Annotated in this window: 9 protein-coding genes; 5 read left to right on the forward strand and 4 right to left on the reverse strand. The window is 66.3% G+C overall.

What is annotated here, in order from left to right; genetic code table 11:
* Positions 1-162: 162 nt before the first annotated feature.
* The 5 genes from VZL07_RS00800 (at position 163) to VZL07_RS00820 (ending at position 15,241) form a co-directional block, all read left to right on the forward strand.
* The gene (locus VZL07_RS00800; protein WP_426753393.1) at positions 163-5,490 is read left to right on the forward strand and encodes a DEAD/DEAH box helicase; all 5,328 of its coding nucleotides are present in this window, start codon (positions 163-165) and stop codon (positions 5,488-5,490) included.
* Positions 5,487-6,134 carry a phospholipase D-like domain-containing protein gene (locus tag VZL07_RS00805; RefSeq protein ID WP_426753394.1) on the forward strand — a complete coding sequence of 216 codons (648 nt, stop codon included), beginning with the start codon at positions 5,487-5,489 and terminating at the stop codon, positions 6,132-6,134. The genes VZL07_RS00800 and VZL07_RS00805 overlap by 4 nt, the downstream gene beginning before the upstream one ends.
* Positions 6,110-11,326 (forward strand): MBL fold metallo-hydrolase, encoded by a 5,217-nt coding sequence (locus tag VZL07_RS00810; RefSeq protein WP_426753395.1) that lies wholly within the window; start codon positions 6,110-6,112, stop codon positions 11,324-11,326. The genes VZL07_RS00805 and VZL07_RS00810 overlap by 25 nt, the downstream gene beginning before the upstream one ends.
* 674 nt (positions 11,327-12,000) lie before the next feature.
* A complete protein-coding gene (ffh, locus tag VZL07_RS00815) occupies positions 12,001-13,647 on the forward strand; it encodes a signal recognition particle protein (RefSeq protein WP_426753396.1) in 1,647 nt (548 codons plus the stop codon).
* 235 nt (positions 13,648-13,882) lie between these two features.
* Positions 13,883-15,241, forward strand: a complete 1,359-nt coding sequence (locus VZL07_RS00820) for an Ig-like domain-containing protein (RefSeq protein WP_426753397.1) — start codon at positions 13,883-13,885, stop codon at positions 15,239-15,241.
* A 61-nt stretch (positions 15,242-15,302) separates the two neighbouring features.
* Here VZL07_RS00820 and VZL07_RS00825 read toward each other — a convergent pair whose 3' ends face one another.
* From VZL07_RS00825 to gltJ, 4 genes are all read right to left on the reverse strand, one after another.
* A complete protein-coding gene (locus tag VZL07_RS00825; RefSeq protein WP_426753398.1) occupies positions 15,303-16,403 on the reverse strand; it encodes a TIGR04552 family protein in 1,101 nt (366 codons plus the stop codon).
* 101 nt (positions 16,404-16,504) lie between these two features.
* Positions 16,505-16,987, reverse strand: a complete 483-nt coding sequence (locus VZL07_RS00830; RefSeq protein ID WP_426753399.1) for a toxin-antitoxin system YwqK family antitoxin — start codon at positions 16,985-16,987, stop codon at positions 16,505-16,507.
* A gap of 143 nt (positions 16,988-17,130) precedes the next feature.
* On the reverse strand, positions 17,131-18,042 hold the full coding sequence (locus VZL07_RS00835; RefSeq protein WP_426753400.1) for a hypothetical protein: 912 nt from the start codon (positions 18,040-18,042) through the stop codon (positions 17,131-17,133).
* Between the two features lie 238 nt (positions 18,043-18,280).
* The gene (gene gltJ / locus VZL07_RS00840) at positions 18,281-20,308 is read right to left on the reverse strand and encodes an adventurous gliding motility protein GltJ (RefSeq protein WP_426753401.1); all 2,028 of its coding nucleotides are present in this window, start codon (positions 20,306-20,308) and stop codon (positions 18,281-18,283) included.
* Positions 20,309-20,371: the final 63 nt, after the last annotated feature.

Consider the following 20,371-nt stretch of genomic DNA (forward strand, 5'->3'; position numbering starts at 1 on the left):
GCCCCGCATCCGGTACTTCCCGGGGCCTCGCGCAAGGGCGCCAGGACGCCCGAACAGGGCTGGATTGACCATGCACTCTGGAGCCCCACCACGTAGCCTGCGCGCGCCACGAGAGAGGCGGGGTGGCCCGGAGAAAGGCCCCGCCACGAGCCAGAGGGAACCATGACGGACCAGCAACTCCTTCATCTGCTCTACGAGTTGGAGAAGCCCATTCTCCAGAAGAACGCCTGGCCCGATCTGCGGATCCGCGTGGCCGATGTGCTCGCCGCCGCCACCGCCGCGCCCCTCTCCGCCAGCCGCGCGCAGGTGCTGGATGGCCTGTGCTCCCTGCGGCTGGACGGCCACCTCATGTTCCTGCCGGATTGGGAGCAATGGGAGAAGGACGAGCTGGAGGACGAGCAACTCCAGGACTCACGAGCCCAGTGGGAGCCCGTGCCGAGCCATGGAGGCCTGCCGGACTGGAAGCGTCGCAAGGTCTTCATGCCGGAGAAGGACGAGCTGGGGCAGTGGTTCGTCCGCAGCCGTGTGGCCGAGACGGCCCGCCTGCTCTATGCCAACCGGGAGCGCTTCGGGCTGGAGGCATCGACGGCGCACCTCGGGTACGAGTTGCAGCCTCGTCTGCGTCCGGATCGCACGGCATACGCCATGGCGGATGCCATCCAGGAGCTCCAGACGTTCGTGGAGGGGCTCACCCTCCCCCGACGGGAGAGCGCGGACACGCTCAAGCTCGCCATCCAGCGCACGGGAGTGGGACTCGGACATTCCCAGATCGCCGCCTTCCAGGTCCGAGCATGGAAGTCGGTGCTCCGCAGTCTCTTCGAGGAGCCGCGCCAGGTCGACACGACCATGATCACCGCGGGCGTGAGCTCGGGCAAGACGTACAGCTTCCTGCTACCGCTGCTGACGCTCTTGGTCTACCGGGCACTTCGGGGCGAGGGGAGGCACAACCGCGCGCTGATCATCTATCCGCGGACCAGCCTCGTGGAGGACCAGTACCACGGGCTCCACAAGGTCATCGAGAGCATCAACGCGCAACTCACCGCGCACGGCACGTCGCTGACGGATCGCCCCGCACTCGACGCCGGACAGTTGCTGGGGGAGAGCCTGGGGGTGGGGGGCAGCTCGCTGGGAGACAGCCTCCATCAGGTGCGGCAACTGGGGATCGAGGTCATCCTCACCACGACCGAGTCGCTCAAGAACCGCATGATGGATCCGCGCGCGGTTCGCACCTACCTCAAGCACGTGGAGGTCGTCGTCTTCGATGAGATCCACCTGATGGAGGGGCTCGCGGGCAGCCACGGCATCTCCTTCGTCCGCCGCATGCGGCAGCTCATGCGGAGTCTCCGGAAGAACCCTGGCTTCGAGCCCGCGTGGATCGGCGCCAGCGCCACCGTCGCCGAGCCCGTCGCGCATGCGGCCCGGGTGCTCAGCATCTCCGACCCGAAGCGCATCCAGCACGTGGCGCCCGCCCCGGACGAGCTGATCCGCTTCGGGACCTTCCATCACCTCTTCCTGCACACCCGCGTCGGAAAGGCGTCCCTCTCGGCGGTCACCAACGGCGTGTCCTGCCTAGTCCACACGCGCAATGACAGCACGGCGCACGCCCATTACGAGAACCCCTCCGCGCCCGTCCTGAAGCCCCGGAAGACCGACGACATCCGCAAGACCATCGTCTTCGTGGACTCCTTGAGCACCATTGGCCGCCTCGACTTCACCACCGCGGACAACGAGCGCACCTACGACCCCCAGGACACCTCGCCCCCGTACTACAGCTGGTTCTACCGGCCGGCGGCACGTCTCAACGCGACCGCGGGCGAGGAGAAGTCCATCAAGGGACTGCAGGCGATCCGTCGGTGGTGTCAGAACTGCTACCACGGGATCCCCGATCGCATCGACCCGAGCGCCTTCCAGGCCCCTGAGCTCACCTACCTGCGCACCCACCTGCGCATGGATGAGAACGCCAAGGCCCGGGCCACGCCCCCTGGACTCCGGGAGAAGCTCGCGCAACTGCCACAGGAGGGGGTGCGCAACCTCGACGGGTGCCCCTTCCACGAGGCCCGCCTCTGCTGGTGGTTCTCCCAGGACAGTGGCCAGACGCGGCAGTTCGGAAACACGGAGGTGCGCATCGACCAGAATCGGGCCATCCCCTACACGAGCAAGACCGATGCCCCCACGCTGCACGACAACGTCAACGACTACTTCCTGACGGAGGCCCGCCAGCTGTGGAGGAGGGCCCCGGGTATACCGCCCAAGAAGAAAGAGGCCGTCTCCACGATGCTGGCCTCGCCTCGTATCGAGGTGGGAGTGGACTTCAGGAACGTGCGTGACGGCGCCACGCACAAGGCGATGCGGAGCGCGTCGGCGTTCCAGCAGAAGATCGGCCGTGTCGGCCGTGAGGATGGCAGCGACAGCGTCATCGTGACGTTTCTCGCGCACCGTCCGACCGATGCGCACTTCGCCCACCAGCCCGCCCGGCTGCTCGACGCGGCACACCTGGACCCCATCCCCCTCAAGGCCGACAATCCGGATGTGCTGAGCAGCCACCTGTTCGCCGCGGCGCTCGAGTTCATCGCCTCGCGCCCACCGGGAACCATCCCCAACGGAGGCCACGAGCTCAACATCATCGGCACGGGCTCGCCCAATGTTCCTTCCTGGGAGAACAAGGTCGATGGCTGCATCCAGTTCCTCACGGCCCATCGGGACGAGGTCCTGGACTACATGCTGGCGGCCACCGGGCAGGGGCCCAGCAAGGAATCCGTCGCGGAGATGGCGCTCGACCGCCTCCTCACCATCCTTGGGCTGTTCGTCACCGACCTGGGAGGCGCCTACGCCGCCGGCCGGACCCTCGCCCACTGGTTCAAGGAGAACCAGGGCCCCGCGCCCGACGTCCGATTCGTCCAGCTTCTCAGCGATCTGGAATCCGTTGTCACGGAGCTCCGGGGGCTGCCCGGAACGCTCCCCACCCCGGTGTTGAGCGCGGCGGATACGCTCCTGAAGGCCTTGGACACGGACTCGCCCACGTCCGCGAGCCTCGCCCAGGCCGTACCGGGGTTCCAGACGGCCGTGGGGGCCAATGTGGGCGGGATGGCCAGCAACCCCACGACCATCGGCGCCCTGTACATGCTTCTGGGCAAAGCCACCAACGTCGCCACGGCGCTGGGGGGTCTGTCCCTGTCGGCACCACTGGCCCGGGTCCGGGAGGCCCACTCCATCCTCCAGGCCTTCTTCGAGACGTCGGACCCGGGCATCCGGAGGATGCAGCAGTACTACCTGCACGACCTCCTGACCCGGCTGACGCCCTTCCGCCAATTCTATCCGTTCGGGCTGGTCCGCACCCACTTCCAGCACGTGAACGCGCGCGAGGTGACCATCCTCCTGCCCACCAACGAGCCGAGTGACTCGGAATCCCTGTCCACGGCGCTGTACGAACTGCTGCCCGGGACCTGGAACTATCGCTGGGTCCGTCCGCTCAAGTCTCCCTCGGGACCCATCAACCAGATGGGAGGGACCGGTGAGCATTTCATCCACCTCGACAACATCGTGAGGCCCAATGGAGCCCTGTTCGAGCCCACCCGCGCGCCGCCACTGGCCCCGGCGGATCTACCCGCGGACATGCCAGTCGTATCCGCCGGAACGACGATCTCCATCCTGCGTCCGGTCCGCCTGCGGATGGAGAGCTCCGTCAACCAGCCCGACGCGCTCTTCGCTGAGCGGCTGATCGCCGATGGAGATGAGGCGCAGCGGGCCAACAACCCCGCCGACGTCAAGGGCTGTCCGACCGTGCCGCGCGCCTTCCCCGCCACCTGGTACCGCGTCGAGACCGACCCGAAAGCGCAGCCCGTCCGCGGCAAGGCGGCTCCGGGGACCGCCAACGAGCTGCCTCATACCTTCCCCGCGATCGGCCGGGTGCTCCTCGACGGCGTGACCTTCGCGACGGGGATGAAGGTCGACCGGTACGTCTACGCCATCGATCGCTCGTACGGGAACGTCATCGAGAGCCCGCGAATCCACTACCGGCACGGGCCCACGAAGGAGCCGGTGGTGCTGGGCGACACGCTCGGCCAGACCGATGGGCTGACCTTCCGGCTCCGTCCCGACACGCTGGAAGCCGTCATCGACCAGGCGCTCGGCGCGCCCGGCCCCCTGCGTGGCGAGCTCACGGTCCGTGCGATGCGCCGCTTCATCGCGCGGACCACCGGATGCAGTCCCTTCCAGTCGGACATGATCCGAAAGGTGCTCCTGATGGGGTTCCTCGACCAGGGAGGCACCCTGTCCACGCTGGACTTCCAGGCCATCCAGACACTGCTCACGGGGTTGACGTCCCAGGATTACGACAGACTGAGCGGCGACATCATCCAGGGGATGTACGCGGGAGCGGATCCCAACGAGACCGCCACGGCGAGGAGCCGTCAGGTCCGCTGGCACAAGGATGCCTGGCCCGAGATGCAGCGGCTCCAGGCGAGCGCCACGGACTTCGATGACACCTTCATCGAGGACGTGGCGCGGGACATCCTCATCCACACGCTGGCGGTCACGGCGCTGGACGGTGTCAGCCGGCTGGTGGGCGCCACCGACGGGGACCTGTCCTACTTCCACCAGGCCAGCCGCGACGAGTTCTACATCTTCGACTCCGTGGAAGGCGGCAACGGGTGCGCCGAGACCGTGAGCCGGTACCTCCAGATTCCTCCGCTCCAGCGCATCGTCGACCGGGGGTCGGGGCCCCTCACCACCCTGCCGAGCTCGGACGGCTTCATGCTCATCGAGGAGGCGCTGGCCGCATGCCCCGCCCAGGCCTCGGCACGCCTGCTCTTCGAGGCCAGCCGGCAGGGGGTCACGGACGTCTCCCAGTTGAGCTTCCCCCGAGGGCTGTCCACCGACCTCGAGGCCCGAATGCGGCACGAGTACGATTCCGTGGTAGGCGCTCACGCCATCGTCAGTCATCTCATCGGAGCCCTGCCCCAGCTCTTCTCCAGCTGGTGGGATCTTCTCTGGCTGCAGCTCGTCCCGGAGCGCTTCTCCCAGCAGTTGGTCCAGCAGCGCGTATGTGCCGGGACGGACAGCCTGCGCTCCCGAACCCATCTGTGCATCACCGGGTGCCTGGAGTGCGTCAACAACGGGGACGGCTCTATCTACGGCTCGTTGACCTCGCACGAACACGTGAGCAAGAACCTGCTGGATGTGCTGCGCCGGCACGTGGCGGCCCAGGAGCCAGGAGCCTTCCTGGGGATTGCCTCGGGCAGCTCGGTGGGTGCCGCGCTCCAGGCCCACGCGGGCCAGCCGGTGACGGATGCCACGGGGAATCCCGTCACGGCCGTCATCGACGACAACGGCACGCCACGACGGGTGCTGCTCACCCAGGTGCTGTCGACCGTCTCCCCGGATCTCGGGCACGTGGGCGGCGCCCCGCTGCTCAGCCCCGCGGGGCCGGGCGTCTGGGACGTGAACATCCCCTTCCTCGCCAGCTACCGTGACGAAAGGCCCCTGCCATGAGCATGGTGGATGCCTTCCTGGCTCCCGTGATGACAGAAGTGCTGCTGACCGCGCTGGCGCGCTTGCGGACCGAGGGCCCATCGGCCCCGCTCCGGATCGGCTCGCCGTGGCTGTCGGATATCCCCTTGTTCCCCGGCATCTTCGCGGGCTCGTTTCCGTTCCTGCTGCCGGGCGTGGACGCGCTCGAGGTGGCCTCGCTGCTGGACTTCCTCAAGACGTGGCGGAAGAACGGCGGAGAGGTCACCCTCCTCGTGCAGGGATATGATCCGCTGGCGCACCCCCAGAAGAACGTCGTGACCTTCAACACGCAGGAACTGAGGCTGCTGGAGCGGTGCCTGGACACGGGGATGGAAGTGCTCTTCGGGCAGTCCTTCCACGACAGGTTCATCGTGGCACCGGACGTGGTGCTCAGCGGCTCGGTCAACGGCACCTATCCCGGGCTCGACAGGAACCGCGAGACCTTGACGCTGCACACGCGCAGCTCGTCCCCCCGGGATTACGCCAGCGCGTTGGCGGTCTGTGAGAACCACCTCGCCAGCGCGCGGCACATGGGCGTGTGCCGGCCTCCACGCGCGAACGCGGGCATCGCCCAACACACCTCGATCCAGGAGATTCGTCGATGCTACAGCACCTCGTGGAGATGAAGCGCCCGGTCGTCCTGTGCGACTCGGTCCACGGCGCGCTCGGGGGCATCCTCCAGGCCCTGTTCGTCCAGAGGCTCCCCTTCGTCGACCTGGTGAGCCGGAGCTCCGAGCGGGACGGCGAGGGGCCATCCCCATCCGACGTCTTCGATCGGGTCCACGAGTTCCTGGTGGCGGGCAGGTGGCTGGATGATGAGCAGCGGATGACCGAGTCCGCCACGGGGTTGCGGCGCCTGCGCATTCCCAACCCGATGGAGGGAATGACGGAGCTGCCGTCCCGGGTGAAGTTGAGCTCCTTGAAGCCGGCTGCGGCCCTGCTCAGGACCTTCCTGCTGCTGCGGGTGCGCTTTCAAGAAACCGCGCGGCTGGAGGCTCGCAAGGACGAAGAGGCGGAGTTGGATGCGCTTTACCTCATCGGGGATGTCTTCACCGAGCGCTACCCGGTACGCGCGGAGTGGGCGGTCAAGGGCGAGACCGTGCTCCTCACCCTGCGCGGCGAGCCCCAGCGTGCGCCCGGAGGAGGCTGGGACCGGCTAGGTTACATCCGTGCCCGGGACGCATGTCTGCTGCTGCGGCCACTGAAGGAGGCGCTGGACGGTCCCGTGCGTCCGCTGGTCATCCCTCGCGAGGCGCGCGCGGAACGGGGTGAACGGAGCACGGTACGAGTCCGGGTGCCAGCGTCCGCCCGCGATCGCATCGCCGCCGTCCACTGGCTGGAAGAGCTCAAGCTGCTGAAGAACCTCGCCCGCCCCAACCAGGATGGACCGCTCCCCACGCCGGGACCGCTGGGCGAGCATGCCTCCCACGAGATGACCACGGGGGGATACGTCGTGGGGACCCGGGGACGCCAGATGGAGGAAGTCCTGCCCGTGCGTGTCGTGGCGAACGCGGCGCCCACGGAGGTCATCCAGCCGCGGGATGCCCAGGGGCGGATCGCCATCACCCTGGAGGGGCTCGGAGGGGCGAGGGAGATCGGCGCCAACGCGTACTACTACCAGTTCGGCGAACGTGGCCTGCTCGTGGACGTGGGCTACGACGCCACCCGGGATGGGTGGATGGGGCTGCCCGCGCTCGAGCGCATCACCCGGCTGGACGCGGTCATCCTCACGCACGCGCACATCGATCACATCGGCTCGTTGCCTCTGCTACTCGACGTCTTCCCGGACGTTCCCGTCTACTGCACCCGGGCCACCCTGGGGGTGCTGTCCCCGATGCTGTTCGACTCGGCCAAGGTGGCGGGGTTCCGGTACGAGGAGACGGGAGAGATGTCCGCCATCACGCGGGGAATGGTGAGCACCCTCGCGCCATCGCGCTTCCGGGTGCTCGACTATGAAGAGCGCACCGAGGTGCCCGAGATTCCGGGGCTCTCCCTTCAATTCCATGACGCCGGACACATCATCGGCTCCGCCAACGCGAGGCTCGACTTCGCGGGCACCGCCATCCTTCACACGGGTGACATCAGCGTGGAGGACCAGCACCTGCTGCACGGCATGCGCGTGGAGGACCAGCGGGCCCACCACGTCATCATGGAGGGGACCTACAGCGGTGAGCCGGAGTTCAACCGGGAGCAGCGCCGCAAGGCGGTCGACGATTTCCTGGAAGCGCTGGCGGAGCGGCTGGACGCGGGCGGCTCCGTGCTGATTCCCGCCTTCTCCCTGGGACGGGCCCAGGAGTTGGTGGGCATGCTGGTGGACTGGCGGAAGAACAGCGGCAGGTCGTTTCCCATCTATACGGTGGGGATGGTCAACACGCTGAACGAAATCAGCGGCCAGTTCCCCGAGTTCCTGCCCGGGCTCCAGGGGCAGCCCTTCCAGGAGACCCAGTCGTTCGACGTGGGCGACCAGCGGGACATGTCCCACGAGGAGCGTCGGGACGCCTATGCGCGCGCGTTTCGTGAGGCGGCCCAGGCTCACCCGTGCGCCATCATCGCGAGCCACGGAATGATGATGGAGAAGACCGGCTCGTACTTCATCGGCCGGGCCATCCTCGGCGGAGATGACGAGCGCCATGCCATCTTCCTGTGCGGCTACATGGATCCGCGTACACCGGGGTATCGGCTGCACCATCAGTGCTGCGAGCCGATCATCGACTACGGCATTGGGGACGCCATCCTGCGGAAGATTCCGGAGACGCGCATCCGCTTCTACCGACTGACGGCGCACGCCAGTTACCAGGAGCTGGTGGAGGTCGGCACGCGAATCCCGCTCAAGACGGTGACGCTGATTCACGGGGAGGCCAAGGGCCTCGACTTCCTCCGGGAAGATCTGCTGAAGCGGGTGAACGCGGAAGGCCGTGCGCTCCAGGTCCGCGCCCCCGCGATGGGTGAGCGGATCCTCCTGGAGCATGTCCCGGCTCCTCCCCACTGGGAGTTCGAGCCCGCCATTGCCCGGAAGGCGGACCGCATGGGTCCCGATGGTCTCCGGCTCGACGGATTCTCCCTCCAGGGCATGACTCGGCAAGGAACAAAGACCTCGGCGCTGCTCCCCATCGGGGAGCAAACCGTGATGCTGTCGCTCAAGACCGATCGGGTCAATCCGAGGCGCATCATCCGGGTCGAGGCCCCGCAGGGGACTCCCGGTGGGCCCGTGTGCCTCTATGACCGCGAGCGGAACCTGGGGGACCTGACGCGTCTGCCCTGGTCGACTCCCGGCAAGGCGCTCTGGGTAGTGACGGCGGAGGACTCGGACGGGCGGCGGACCCAGAGCCGGCTCTCCTTCTTCTGTAACGCCGAAGTGCGAGTGCTCTCCGCGGCACTCGAGGCCAAGCGGCCCATGCTCGAGTTGGAGGTGGGGGGCCACCACACGCCTCGATTCCAGGGACTGCGTGTGCAGGGAAACCCCCAGCTCCTCCAAGTCACCGAGTGGGACTGGGATGCGATGACGCGTAGGATGCGGCTCCAACTCCGGACGCCCTTCGAGGTCCGCTCGCTCGATGACGTGCAGATCGAGCTGGGCTGGGACGGTTGGGTCCAACGGGACTTTCCGCTGGGAACGCTCACGTTGGAGCCCCGCATCGACGTGCTGGTCGCTCCTGCTCGAGTGGGCGTCTCGATGAGCCTCCAGGTCCACTCGAGTCCGCCGCCCCGGGCCGCGCGCTTCGACAGCCGTCCAGCGCGCCTTGAAGGAGGCCAGGTCTCCTTCACGCCTCGCCAACCAGGTCCCGCCCCCCTCGAACTGCAGTACGGCCGGGAGGATGGCCAGTGGGAATGGCGGGAAGCCGAGCTCATCGAAGTACAGTCCTCGGCACGGGTGGACATCCCACGCGCGATGGATCTCACGCGTGAACTCGAGGTCGTCATCCGCAACATTGAGCCCACGCTGCACGGGGTGTCGCTCGAGCTGCGCGTCGATGACGAGATCCTGACGCACTGGAAGGCGGGCGCGCAGCCGCACCGCTGGTCCGGCTCGCTGTCGACCAGTGGAGATCTGGAGGTGGAGCTCGTCGCACCCGGCCAGGGATTCACCTTGTGGCGGGGAATGCTCCACGTGAGAACAGGCCTGGAGCTCGACAAGGACAGGAGCCTACCCGTCACCAGCGCCGATGGGGGCGTCGAGGCTCGGCTGGTCTGGCCCAGCATCTCCGCCGAGAGCCGGAAGCAGGTTGAGCAGGCCTTCCACGCCGAAGGATTCACCCGCCTCCGTTGGGATGCGGACGCGCTCCACGTGCGAGGGACTCCGGAGACCATTGGCTCCCGTGAGGTGGTGCTGGTGGATGGGCCCGCGCATCACCGGGTGAGCATCGTCACGCTGCCGTCCCAGACGCTCTGCCTCCAACCCGCTTCGCCCCATGGACCAGGGCAGCGCCTCACCGTCAGCACGACGGGAGGCGCGCTGGATTCCGGACTGGAGGACACGGATGGGGGGCCCTTGTCCATCATGGTCGAACGGCTCTCTCCCCTCATGGACACGCTCTCCGCCAAGGTCGACGGCGCGACCCTCCAGCTCCTGCACCCCGGGCGCTACAGTGTCGCGCTTACCGCCTGGGGTAAGCGGCTGTCCCATTTGGAGACGGAGGTAGGCCTGCCGGCACCTCTGCCCGCGCTTCCCCAGGTGCAGCCCTCGGAACTCGAAGCCTCAAGCGCGTCCGGCGCCAGTGAGCATGTCGAACAACTCCCTCCGGGGCCATTGACCCTGGCGTTGCGGCCCGCAGGGGGGTCCTTCCGCGTGCTCCAGCACATGGCGGATCGCCTGGATGCCATGGCGTGGGAGTTCGTGAAGGCCCGTCTCGACCAGCAGGAACAGGTCATGGTGGTAACGCCGGGGCTCACGCTTCCGTCGGAGGCGGGCCAATTGCTCCGTCGGCTCCGCCAGGAACGTCCGAGCACATCTGTCGCACACCTCTCCTACCCCGCACCTCGGGGCGAGTTGGCGCCAGACCTCGAGCGGGCCCGCAGGCTGCACGAGCATGTCGCGTGCGTCATTCCCGCCGGAACGACCATCGATCGCTTCGATGCCTACAAGTGCCCCCGATGCGCGGCTGTCATGAAGCTCCAGAGTGATGACCAGAGTCTCTGGCTGCGCTGCCAGGGATGCGGCCACGAGGATCGCGGGGTGGCGCTCACTCTGGACAGGTTCCGGCGCGAGAACGTACGCGTCCTCTTCACGGATTACCGCATCGCCCGTTATCTCCGAAGCGATATGGGCTCACGTTACGCCGGGGCCTTCGGCCGCGCGGTACGCTGCCAACAGTGCATGGGGCTCCAGCCCGCATTCCTACGACCCGGGCCGTGGGACGGCGCATTGCTGCGGCGGCTGGTGTCGGCGATGGCTGGCGCCTGGCGACCCGATGATGAGGAGGGCAGCACCCGGCGGGCCGTGCGACGGGCCGCGCAGCGAACAGGAAGGCCCCAGACGGGTGAGCTCACACGGCTCGAGCGCGCTTTGCGGCTCCTGGTGGATGAGGGGGTGATCGTTCAGGGACAGCCCGTGCCCGCAGTGAGACGCCTGGAAGAGGGAGTGAGCCTGTGCTGCGGCAGGCCACTCGCCTGGTCCAGCCACCGTATCTCCTACGTCTTCCTCGATCTCAGGACCCTGCTGCTGCAGCCTGACGGACTCCACCCGAAGCTGCCCACCGGCCCGGAAGGGGTCCGGCAACTGCTGTGCCTCGCGGAGGAGGATGGGGTCTTGCAGGTCGCGCCGCCTCGACCGAGGGAACCCAGGAGGAAGCCTTCCTTCAGGCCCAACAAGCGGCGTTGAGGGCACCTGCCCCAAGAGACACTGCGCGTGGGCCATTGCCAAGCCGCGCTGGTGCGCGCCAAGACGCTCGATGAACTGTATCCGTTGAGCGGAAACTGCGCCGCGTTCCCCTTGGGGATCTGCTGCCGCGCCCCTGTCACCTCGCTCCCACGGAATCAAAGGAATGTACCGCTCGGACCTCTGCTCCGTAGACAGGTAGATGGACCTCCACTCCCATCCAGTACCCACTTGGTACCCACCCCAGGTGGACTCACCTGGACTCTGGTGAACTCTTGCGGGGGGCTGCTCAGAGAGAAGCCGCTAAGCTTTCGGGACTCTTGAGGATTTTAAGTCCGCTGCGTCTGCCAGTTCCGCCACTCGTGCCGAGCTGCGCGCCGCACCCTACAGGGCCTGTCCCACCTCCGGCAAAGGCCTCGTGCGCCCCCCCCGCTCCCCTTCTTTGCCGGAGGGGCTCCAGGCGGGCCGGGCATCCGGCCTTCCCGCCTGGCGACGCCCTGGCGCCTCCCGGCGGCCCCTGGGGATGCGCCAACCCCTGGAGAGCGTTGAAGAATCTAGGGCCCTGGGTCGGATTCGCCGCCGTGGCGGCCGCTGCCGGGGCCCGGCTCTTCACTGTTCGACGGACGGGATGTGCTCCACCGTCGCATCCCGCCTGCCCCTGTTATAAAGCGCCCCCCATGCTCGAGACTGTTACCAAGGGCTTCCGCGCCGCCAAGAACCGCCTCGCCGGCAAGAGCGAGCTCACCCCGGAGCTGGTCGACGAGTCGCTGCGCGACATCCGCGTCTCCCTGCTCGAGGCCGACGTGGCCTTCGACGTGGTGAAGAAGTTTGTCGCCCGCGTCCGCGAGAAGTCCGTGGGTGAGATGGTCCAGACGACCATCACCGACAAGGCTGGCCAGAAGCGCAAGGTCAGCCCGATGGACCACTTCATCAAGATCTGCCACGACGAGCTGGAGGCCCTCATGGGGCCCGTCGACACCAGCTTGAAGCTGAAGCCCAAGGGCCAGCTGTCCGGCATCATGATGGTGGGCCTCCAGGGCTCCGGTAAGACGACGACGACGGGCAAGCTCGCCAGCCGGCTCCTCCAGGAGGGACGCAAGCCCCTGCTCGTCGCCGCCGACATCTACCGCCCCGCCGCCGTGGACCAGCTCAAGGTCCTGGGCGAGCGCCTCAAGGTCCCCGTCTACCACGAGCCCGGCGTCCAGCCGCCCGAGCTCGCCAAGCGTGGCTACGCCGCCGCCCGCGAGCAGAAGTGCGACGTGGTACTCATCGACACCGCCGGCCGGCTCGCCATCGACGAGGCGCTGATGGCGGAGCTGGAGGCCATCAAGGGCAACGTCCAGCCGGACAACATCCTGCTGGTGTGTGACGCGATGATTGGCCAGGACTCCGTGCGCACGGCGGCGGAGTTCGACCGGCGGCTGACGCTGGACGGCTTCATCCTCACCAAGCTGGACGGTGACGCCCGCGGCGGCGCGGCGCTGTCCATCAAGGAAGTGACGGGCAAGCCCATCAAGTTCCTCGGCATGGGCGAGTCGATGGACAAGCTCGAGGAGTTCCGCCCGGCCGGCCTCGCGGGCCGCATCCTCGGGTTCGGCGACATCGTCGGCCTGATGAAGGACTTCGAGAAGGTCGTCGACGAGAAGAAAGCCGAGGAGGATGCGAAGAAGCTCCTCTCCGGCCAGTTCACGATGAAGGACTTCGTCGAGCAGATCCGCATGGTCCGGAAGATGGGACCGCTCAAGGACCTGCTGGAGAAGTTCCCCCTCTTCGGCGACCTCACCGAGCACCTCAACCCGGACGAGAAGGAGCTCACGAAGATCGAGTCGATGTACGACTCGATGACGGCGAAGGAGCGCCTGCGGCCGGACACCATCAACAACAGCCGCATCCAGCGCATCGCCAAGGGCAGCGGCCGCAAGGTCGAAGAGGTCAAGGAGCTGCTCCAGAAGTTCGGGATGATGCAGCAGGTGATGGGCACCATCGGGCAGAACCCGGGCCTGCTGGGCCGCATCCCGGGCTTCAAGCAGCTCGGTCAGCTGTCGCAGATGAAGAACATGGACCTCTCCAGCATGTTCGGCGGCGACCCGAAGATGATGGAGAAGATGATGAGCGGCGGCATCCCGGGCATGGGCATGCCGATGCAGATGCCGCAGATTGCGCCCGGCTACACGCCGCCCATGGGCCAGGCCGCCATGGCCAAGGCGCGGTTGATGGGCTACGCCCCGCCCTCCGCCGCCGGCAAGAGCGAGGACCGCGACGCCATCAAGGAGCGCCGCAAGCGGGAGAAGGAAAACAAGAAGAAGAACCGGAAGAAGAAGTAGGCCGCTCGCGCCCCCGGTGCCCACGCCCGCCTCCCCGCATCCGTGCTGGGAGTGCGGGCGTTCGTGTTTCGGCACCAACGTCCAGCTTGGTGGACGCCTATCTCGCGGAGGTTACGGAGAGGCGCGCTCCCTGCGCGACTTGCGCACGGCGCACTCGCAGAGGCACAAGGAGAGCGCCGCAGCAGGCAATGCGCGGTCCGTTCCTCAAGTGTCCATGCACGGAACGGTTCTTGCGATGCGCACGAGCATGCACTACCCGCGACTCTTTCTTCCTTTGTTGTTCGTCCTCTACGCAGGCACGGCCTGCATCAATGTCCCAGATGTGGAGCCGCCCCCTGCCGGAGCCGATGCCGGCTCGACGGTCGATGCCGGGTCCGAGGAGCCTCGCCCGCTCACGCTGCTCAGTACGCTTCCTGTAGGTGGCTCGACGCAGGTCGCCGTCGACACGCAGTTCGTGCTCACCTTTTCGACCCCCCTTGATACGGGGTCCCTGAGGCTGGAGGTGACGCCGTCGGTGACGCTAGGCCCCATCGAGTGGGGCGATCGCGGAACAATCGCGACGCTGCGTCCATCCGCTGCCCTGGCGCAGAACACGACCTATACTGTCACTGTTGATGCAGAGGGCCTCTCGGGCCAGTCGCTGACCGGAACCCGTTCGTTCTCGTTCAGCACCACGGGCCCTGCTCCAGACACCACGCCGCCCACCATCCTCAACACGACGCCGGGCCATGCCTCCATCGGTGTCCCACGAGATGCCCTCATTGAGGTTCTCTTCTCAGAGCCCATGGACACGGCCTCGGTTCAAACGGCCTTCGCCATCACTTCGCCCGCGGGCCTCAACTCCGGCAGCTTTTCGTGGAACGAGGCGGAGACGGTGATGACCTACGCGCTTCCGTCGATGGCTGCCTACGGAACCGACGTGATTTGGCAAATTTCCACGTCAGCCAAGGACAAGGCAGGCAACAACTTGTCAGAGGCTAGTCACCGCGAGTTCAGAATCGTCCGCCAAGCCTCAATGACGATGCCCATCGTTTACTCGATGAGTGGAACCATCACGGAAGACACGCCGGATCGCCATTACCGATCATTCAATACATACGAGCTTGAGCGCATAGGAGACAACAGCGCCCATCAAAGCAGCCGGCTTTTCTTGGGATTCAAGCTTGATGCATTGCCTTCGGAACTCGTCCGAATCAATCAGTCTACAGTCAGGTGGTGGCTCGGTGGCCAACTGGGCCAGCCATTCGAAAAGCTTGGGCCACTCCTGATGGAACCAGTAGAGGTGGGCGAATCTCTACCACAGTCGAACGCAGAGGAAAGTAGAAACCCTGTGCTCACCGCAGCCTACAACGCGCAGCCATTGGCCTCCGGCCTTACGATCACCGCAGCAGACACTGGGGAACCGGGACAGTTCGACGTTACGTCGTATGTGATACAAGACTGGGGAAACAGGGTTGAACGAAACTACAGATCTCAGTTTCGCCTCCGATTCACCCTCGGAAGCAATAATGATGGGGTCACTGACGAATTGCGCTCGAGTCCAAACAGGCATCCGGCACTAGCCGAGCTTGAAGTCGTCTACGAGTATCCTTGAACTGCTGAGCGAGACGAGCCGTTCAATGGTCGGCTCGTCCTCGCGGTGCCCATTGGAGCTTCTACTCCTGTCGCTTGGGAACCACGAGGCCCTGACTCAGGCGCTTGAGCACCCGCTGCTTCTGCCGCCGCTTATAGGCCTCGTGAGCATTGTCCCCTAGCTCGTTGAGCCGAGCCGTTTCCTCGTCGACAATCTGGAACTCCACCAGCGTAATAATGATTCTTCCCTTTCGCTGGCGGTGGTCCGAGTCAGGCGGAGGGAGATACGCATCCATGCGTACAGGCATATCGACAACAAAGTTGAGCGCGCGATACGTATTTCCCGAGAAGGCATTGCCACCATTTCCCTCGCGATCTTCGAAGTCGCGGTCGAGATGGAGTCTCGAAGTGAACTGCTCGAAGTGAGGGTTCTCGGAGAGCACCATCTTGAATGGCAGTAGCGTATTCTCGGTCTGGCCTGGCACCACGAGATGGAAGGGGAACAGTCGCTGTGTGAGGTAATAGAGAACCGGCAGTAAGTCCTCGCGCTTGCGCGTTACGACCCTGAACCGGGTCCGGTCGTACACTTGAGCCGCGACGGTTTCCTTCTTCGCCAGGAGCTTGGTGACCAACGAATCCTGCGTCTTGATCGAATGGGCGAATTCGACGACAGGAAGCCCCTTCGCTTGCATTTCCGAGGCAACCGCCAGGACTTTCGCGGTCACCATCTCTCCGAGTTCCGCCTCGGATACCGCCAGGCGAAAGAGCAAATCCCGTCCTTCAATATGCTGGATGACGTGCATGACCTTCAGCACCACACACGCAATCCTGCGATGACGGGGAGCCCCCTTCACACCAGCCGCATAGAGAAACAGGTCATGAATCTCCGCAGGACGGGCGACCGCATCCGCGACACGGTAGTTGAACGTCTTGCGCAGGTATTCGACAGCTTCGGACAACACGCCCCGAGCCCACTCCTCATCGTACGGGCGAGATAGGTCCAACTGAAGCAGACGAAGGAAGTTGTCGACCTCCTCGCGCGTCTGGAAGTGCATCCTCCGCCAGTCGATGACCGACCCACCTCGGAGGATAAGCCGAATGCGCTCAAGCTCGCGCAGCCCCATCCGCTCCACCGGACAGATGGGGATGTCGGGCAAGACTGGAGCAAGGGAGGGGGGCTTCACACTCAGCTTCCTAGCCGAGCCCCCCCATATGGGGAAGCCCTCAAAAGCAAAGGGGCCTCTCCATAAAGAGAGGCCCCTCTTATTGCAACGAAGTGCCCTACCTACTGGGCAGAGACAAGGCGGTTGTTGTCGTACCGCACCTGGCTGACGACCTGACCATCCTGAGACAGCTCCTGCGTCAGGCCGTGCTTCCTGCTGTTCTTGTACTCTTCAACAAGGTGCGGCTTGCCATTGGGGAAGTACGTGATGCGCTTGCCATCCCAGGCCCCATCCTTGAACTCAGTGGTTCCCCACTTGGTGCCGGCGGCGTCAAAGAACGTCCAGACACCAACCTTCAATCCGTTCTCGAACTGCCCCTGCGTCGCCTTCACCCCATTCGGGTGGTACTCGACGTAATCGCCATGCGCGATCTGAGTACCGTGCTTTGCATCGAACTTCGTGCAGGAAAGGCCTTCGGCCTTTGAACCGGACTGCTTCGTTCCGGCAGGGCAGTTCAACTTCACTGCAGCGTCCTTGGCCATCGCCGTCGGGGCAGCCAAAGCCAGCCCGAGGGTCATCGTCCGAATCAGCTTGGTGTACCGCATGATCTCTCCTTATCAAGACGCCGAACTGTTTGCGCCCCATCGTGAAACGGTCGGGCGCAATGAAGATTCACCGAGCCCTTGCGTTAGCAGTGCAGCGACATCCCACACCCCAACCAAGGCTCCAGGGCCGCATCAACCCAGTCCTAGTAGTTCGACCGGTAGCAGAAGAAATTGCCGTCCGCGAAGTGATACCCGGTCAAGGTCGTGGTGCTGTCCGCCGGAACGCAAAGGTTGACGATAATGTCGGCGTGATCACCGTTCGCCGAGACAACATAGTCATCCTGTCCGTTACTCACGACCGGGCTGATACGAGTTCCGTCCGTCAGAACGTAGTAGAAGCCGCCCAGACCTCCGGAGTTCGGAGGGAACGGCGATGAGGGGTCCGTGTACGCAGAAACACGAAGCCGCAGCCGCTGCAGCCCGGTGCACCAAGAACTAGTGCCCGGCGTCGCACTAACAGTTTCAATGTTGTAGATGATGGGCCCCGTGGTGCCGACATCCGCCTTGTTGGGGTACGCGGTGTAGTTCTGGCACGTCGGCGCGGGCGGCTCGGAGCAGGTGCCGCTGGAGCAGATGAGACCGTAGTCGCACGTCGACAGGCCCTCGCCGTTGCAGCTGTCGCCAGGCTCGGGCTCGGTGTCACCCTCCTCGCACTGACCGGTGCTCACGTTGCAGGTCCGGTCGCCGGTGCAGTCCGCGTTGGACGAGCAGGCCGTCACGCAGACGTTGTCCAGGTTGGAGCAGACCAGGTCGGTGGACTCGGAGTCCGCGCCGCCGTTGCAGAGCGCGTCCGTGGAGCACTGGCAGATCATCGTGTTGGCGTTGGCGCCCGTGCCGCCCACCGGGGCGCAGGTCTTCGCCGTGGAGGGACAGTCCGCACCAGAGTTACAGGTCTGCACGCAGATCTGGGCAGTCGGGTGACAGATCTCCGACTCTCCGCACTCGTCATTGCTGGTGCACGCGCCCGGAGACGTCGAGTCGTCACCGCAACCAGCCATGAGACCGCTCATTGCGCCCAGCGCAGTGAGCACCCACATCATCTTGCGAAGCTGCATGTTGAGATTTCCTCTTGTTTGGAACGCCGCCCGGGGGGCCTCCGGCCACTGACAACAGGCCCCGACATCCATGCGAGCACGTCAGGCTTAGTCCCGCCGATCCGGACGTGTCAACGAGTGTCGACGCCTCCTCGACGGCTGCAGGGCCGGGAAATTCACCCGTCACACAAGCCGACAGTTGGAGCGGAGCGCATCGCGACGCACATGTCGCGATGCGCCCACAGCCGACCCCGCACCTTCAGAAGGTGAACGGAAAGTCGATGGGCTCGCCCTGCCGCTTGTGACGCGGGAAGGTCCAGCTCTTGATGAGCCCCGAGATGCAGCTCGCCATGTAGGTGGAGCGGAACTCATCCGTGCGGCACGAGATTCCGGTCGTCTTCCCGCTCGTCTGGATGGTCCACCGCATCACCAGCTTGCCGCTCAACGACGGGTCCTTCTTCTTCTGCTCGTTGACGCACTTGACGATGGCCGGCTTGTTCGCGAGCACCACCGCCATGATGTCCGACTGCTGCAGTCGGTCCGGCGTGCCGCCCCCCGGCTCAGGCGGCACGTACGCCGTCGGACGCGACGCCGTCGGCTTCGACGTCGAGCTCGACTTCTTCGTGCCAAACAGCTCGTCGAAGTCATCGTCCGAGTCACTCGACGACGGCCGCTCGGCGCGGGCAGACGCGGACCGCGGCTCGGGGTCCTCCCTGCGTGAGGAGGACGACGTCCGGCGGCTGCTGCTGGGCCGCTCCACCTTCGCCACCGCCGTCTCCGCGGGCTTCGCAGGCTCCGCGGCGGGAGGTGGCGTCGGCGCGGCCGCCACGGCCGTGGGCGCCGTCTCAGGCGGAGGCGTCGCCGGAGCAGCCGCCGTGTTCGCAGGTGCCGCCGCCCCTTCCGTGGCTGGAGGCGTCGCGGGGCTCGTGGGCGCCTGAGCGGTCGCCGCCGGAGCCGTGTTCGCCGGAGGCGGCGCTGCGGGCGGCGGCGTTGGCGCGGCCGCTGGCGCCGAGGCAACGACCGGCGGGCTCGCAGGCGCAGCCTCCGTGCCGGAGCCGCCCTTCAGGAAGAGGGCCGCGGCACCACCACCCACCACGAGCAGGCCCGCGGCAATGCCCGCGAAGAGCCCCGTCTTGCTCTTTCCGCCACCCTGCCCCGCCCCCGGTGGTGGGTACGCGACCGGATAGCTCGGCTGCGGTGGATACGGCATCGGCGCCGGCTGCGCGTACTGCGGCGCGGGCGGCTGCCCATATGGCATCGGCGCCGGCTGCGCGTACTGCGGCGCGGGCGGCTGCCCATATGGCATCGGCGCGGCCATGGCCGGCGCCATCGGAACCTCCGCGCCACGCAGCGATGGCGAGGACACCGGCTCCGGGGGCGGCATGGGCACATCGAGGAGCCGCGACTGCGACACCGGCTCCTTGCCCAGCGCGGGCGCGGGCGTCGGCGGAGGCTTGGACAGGGCCTCGTTCTCCTCCTTCACCAGCGAGGCCAGCACACTCGCCGCGGAGGGCTTCCAGCCCACGGGCTCCTCGGACGAGGCGGCGGCAGCCCCCGCCTGCGCGCCCTTGCCCGCACTGAACGCGGACTGCACCGGACCGGCGGACACCGTGGGCGTCGAACCGGACACGGGCTCGGGCGCGACGATGACCGGCTTGGAGGGCCGAGGCGCCAGCACCGACGCGAGGTCCGTCGCCTCCGACAGCGGAATCCAGTCGCTGAATCCCGAACGCCAGCACAGGCTGTCCGGGCCGACCTCCCCGCGGTCCCAGAGGTCCTTGACCTTCTCCACGCCGAAGGGGCCGACCTGCTTCTCGTCGATGGCCACGTACCACTCGTGCGCGGCCGCGTTGGGCTTCGCCTCTTCCTTGTCCGGCTCGGCCTCGGCCTCGGCCAGCTTGCGCACGTTCTCCGCGGACGCCTCACGCGCCGCGGCCTCGTTCGCCGCCTCCGTGGGAATCTTGTGCGTGCCGGAGCTCAGCACCTGGTCGAAGACGGCGCCAATCTCGTCCTCTTCCACGTCCGTGAACAGACCGCCTTCGGGCGGCGTGCCCAGCGTCGCGGGCATGGTGGCAGCGGCAGCATCGCTCCCCTTGCTCGCCTCGCTCGTGGCGGAAGTCTCGGAGGGGGAGGACTCGGACGCGGAGTCCTTCGCGGCCGGCGCGCCAGCGGGACGCACGGTGATGGTGTGGCCGCACTTCTTGCAACGAACCTTGACCCCCTTGGGGCCAATCTTGTCGTCGCTGATCATGTACTGCGCGCGGCAACTGTCGCAGACGAAACGCATCGTTCCCGTAAGCCTCGGAAATAACGGGAGAAATCCCGCGTGAATCGTAGAAGTGGCAGCCGG

The sequence above is a fragment of the Pseudomyxococcus flavus genome (assembly GCF_050038885.1).
In the GTDB taxonomy this organism is placed as follows: Bacteria; Myxococcota; Myxococcia; order Myxococcales; family Myxococcaceae; genus Myxococcus; species Myxococcus flavus.

Excerpts from the sequence above, each read along its gene's own strand:
- VZL07_RS00805 (WP_426753394.1), top strand. The coding sequence starts at position 5,487 with ATGAGCATGGTGGATGCCTTCCTGGCTCCCGTGATGACAGAAGTGCTG.
- gltJ (WP_426753401.1), bottom strand. The coding sequence starts at position 20,308 with ATGCGTTTCGTCTGCGACAGTTGCCGCGCGCAGTACATGATCAGCGAC.
- VZL07_RS00810 (WP_426753395.1), top strand. The coding sequence starts at position 6,110 with ATGCTACAGCACCTCGTGGAGATGAAGCGCCCGGTCGTCCTGTGCGAC.
- VZL07_RS00835 (WP_426753400.1), bottom strand. The coding sequence starts at position 18,042 with ATGCAGCTTCGCAAGATGATGTGGGTGCTCACTGCGCTGGGCGCAATG.
- ffh (WP_426753396.1), top strand. The coding sequence starts at position 12,001 with ATGCTCGAGACTGTTACCAAGGGCTTCCGCGCCGCCAAGAACCGCCTC.
- VZL07_RS00820 (WP_426753397.1), top strand. The coding sequence starts at position 13,883 with ATGCGCACGAGCATGCACTACCCGCGACTCTTTCTTCCTTTGTTGTTC.
- VZL07_RS00800 (WP_426753393.1), top strand. The coding sequence starts at position 163 with ATGACGGACCAGCAACTCCTTCATCTGCTCTACGAGTTGGAGAAGCCC.
- VZL07_RS00830 (WP_426753399.1), bottom strand. The coding sequence starts at position 16,987 with ATGCGGTACACCAAGCTGATTCGGACGATGACCCTCGGGCTGGCTTTG.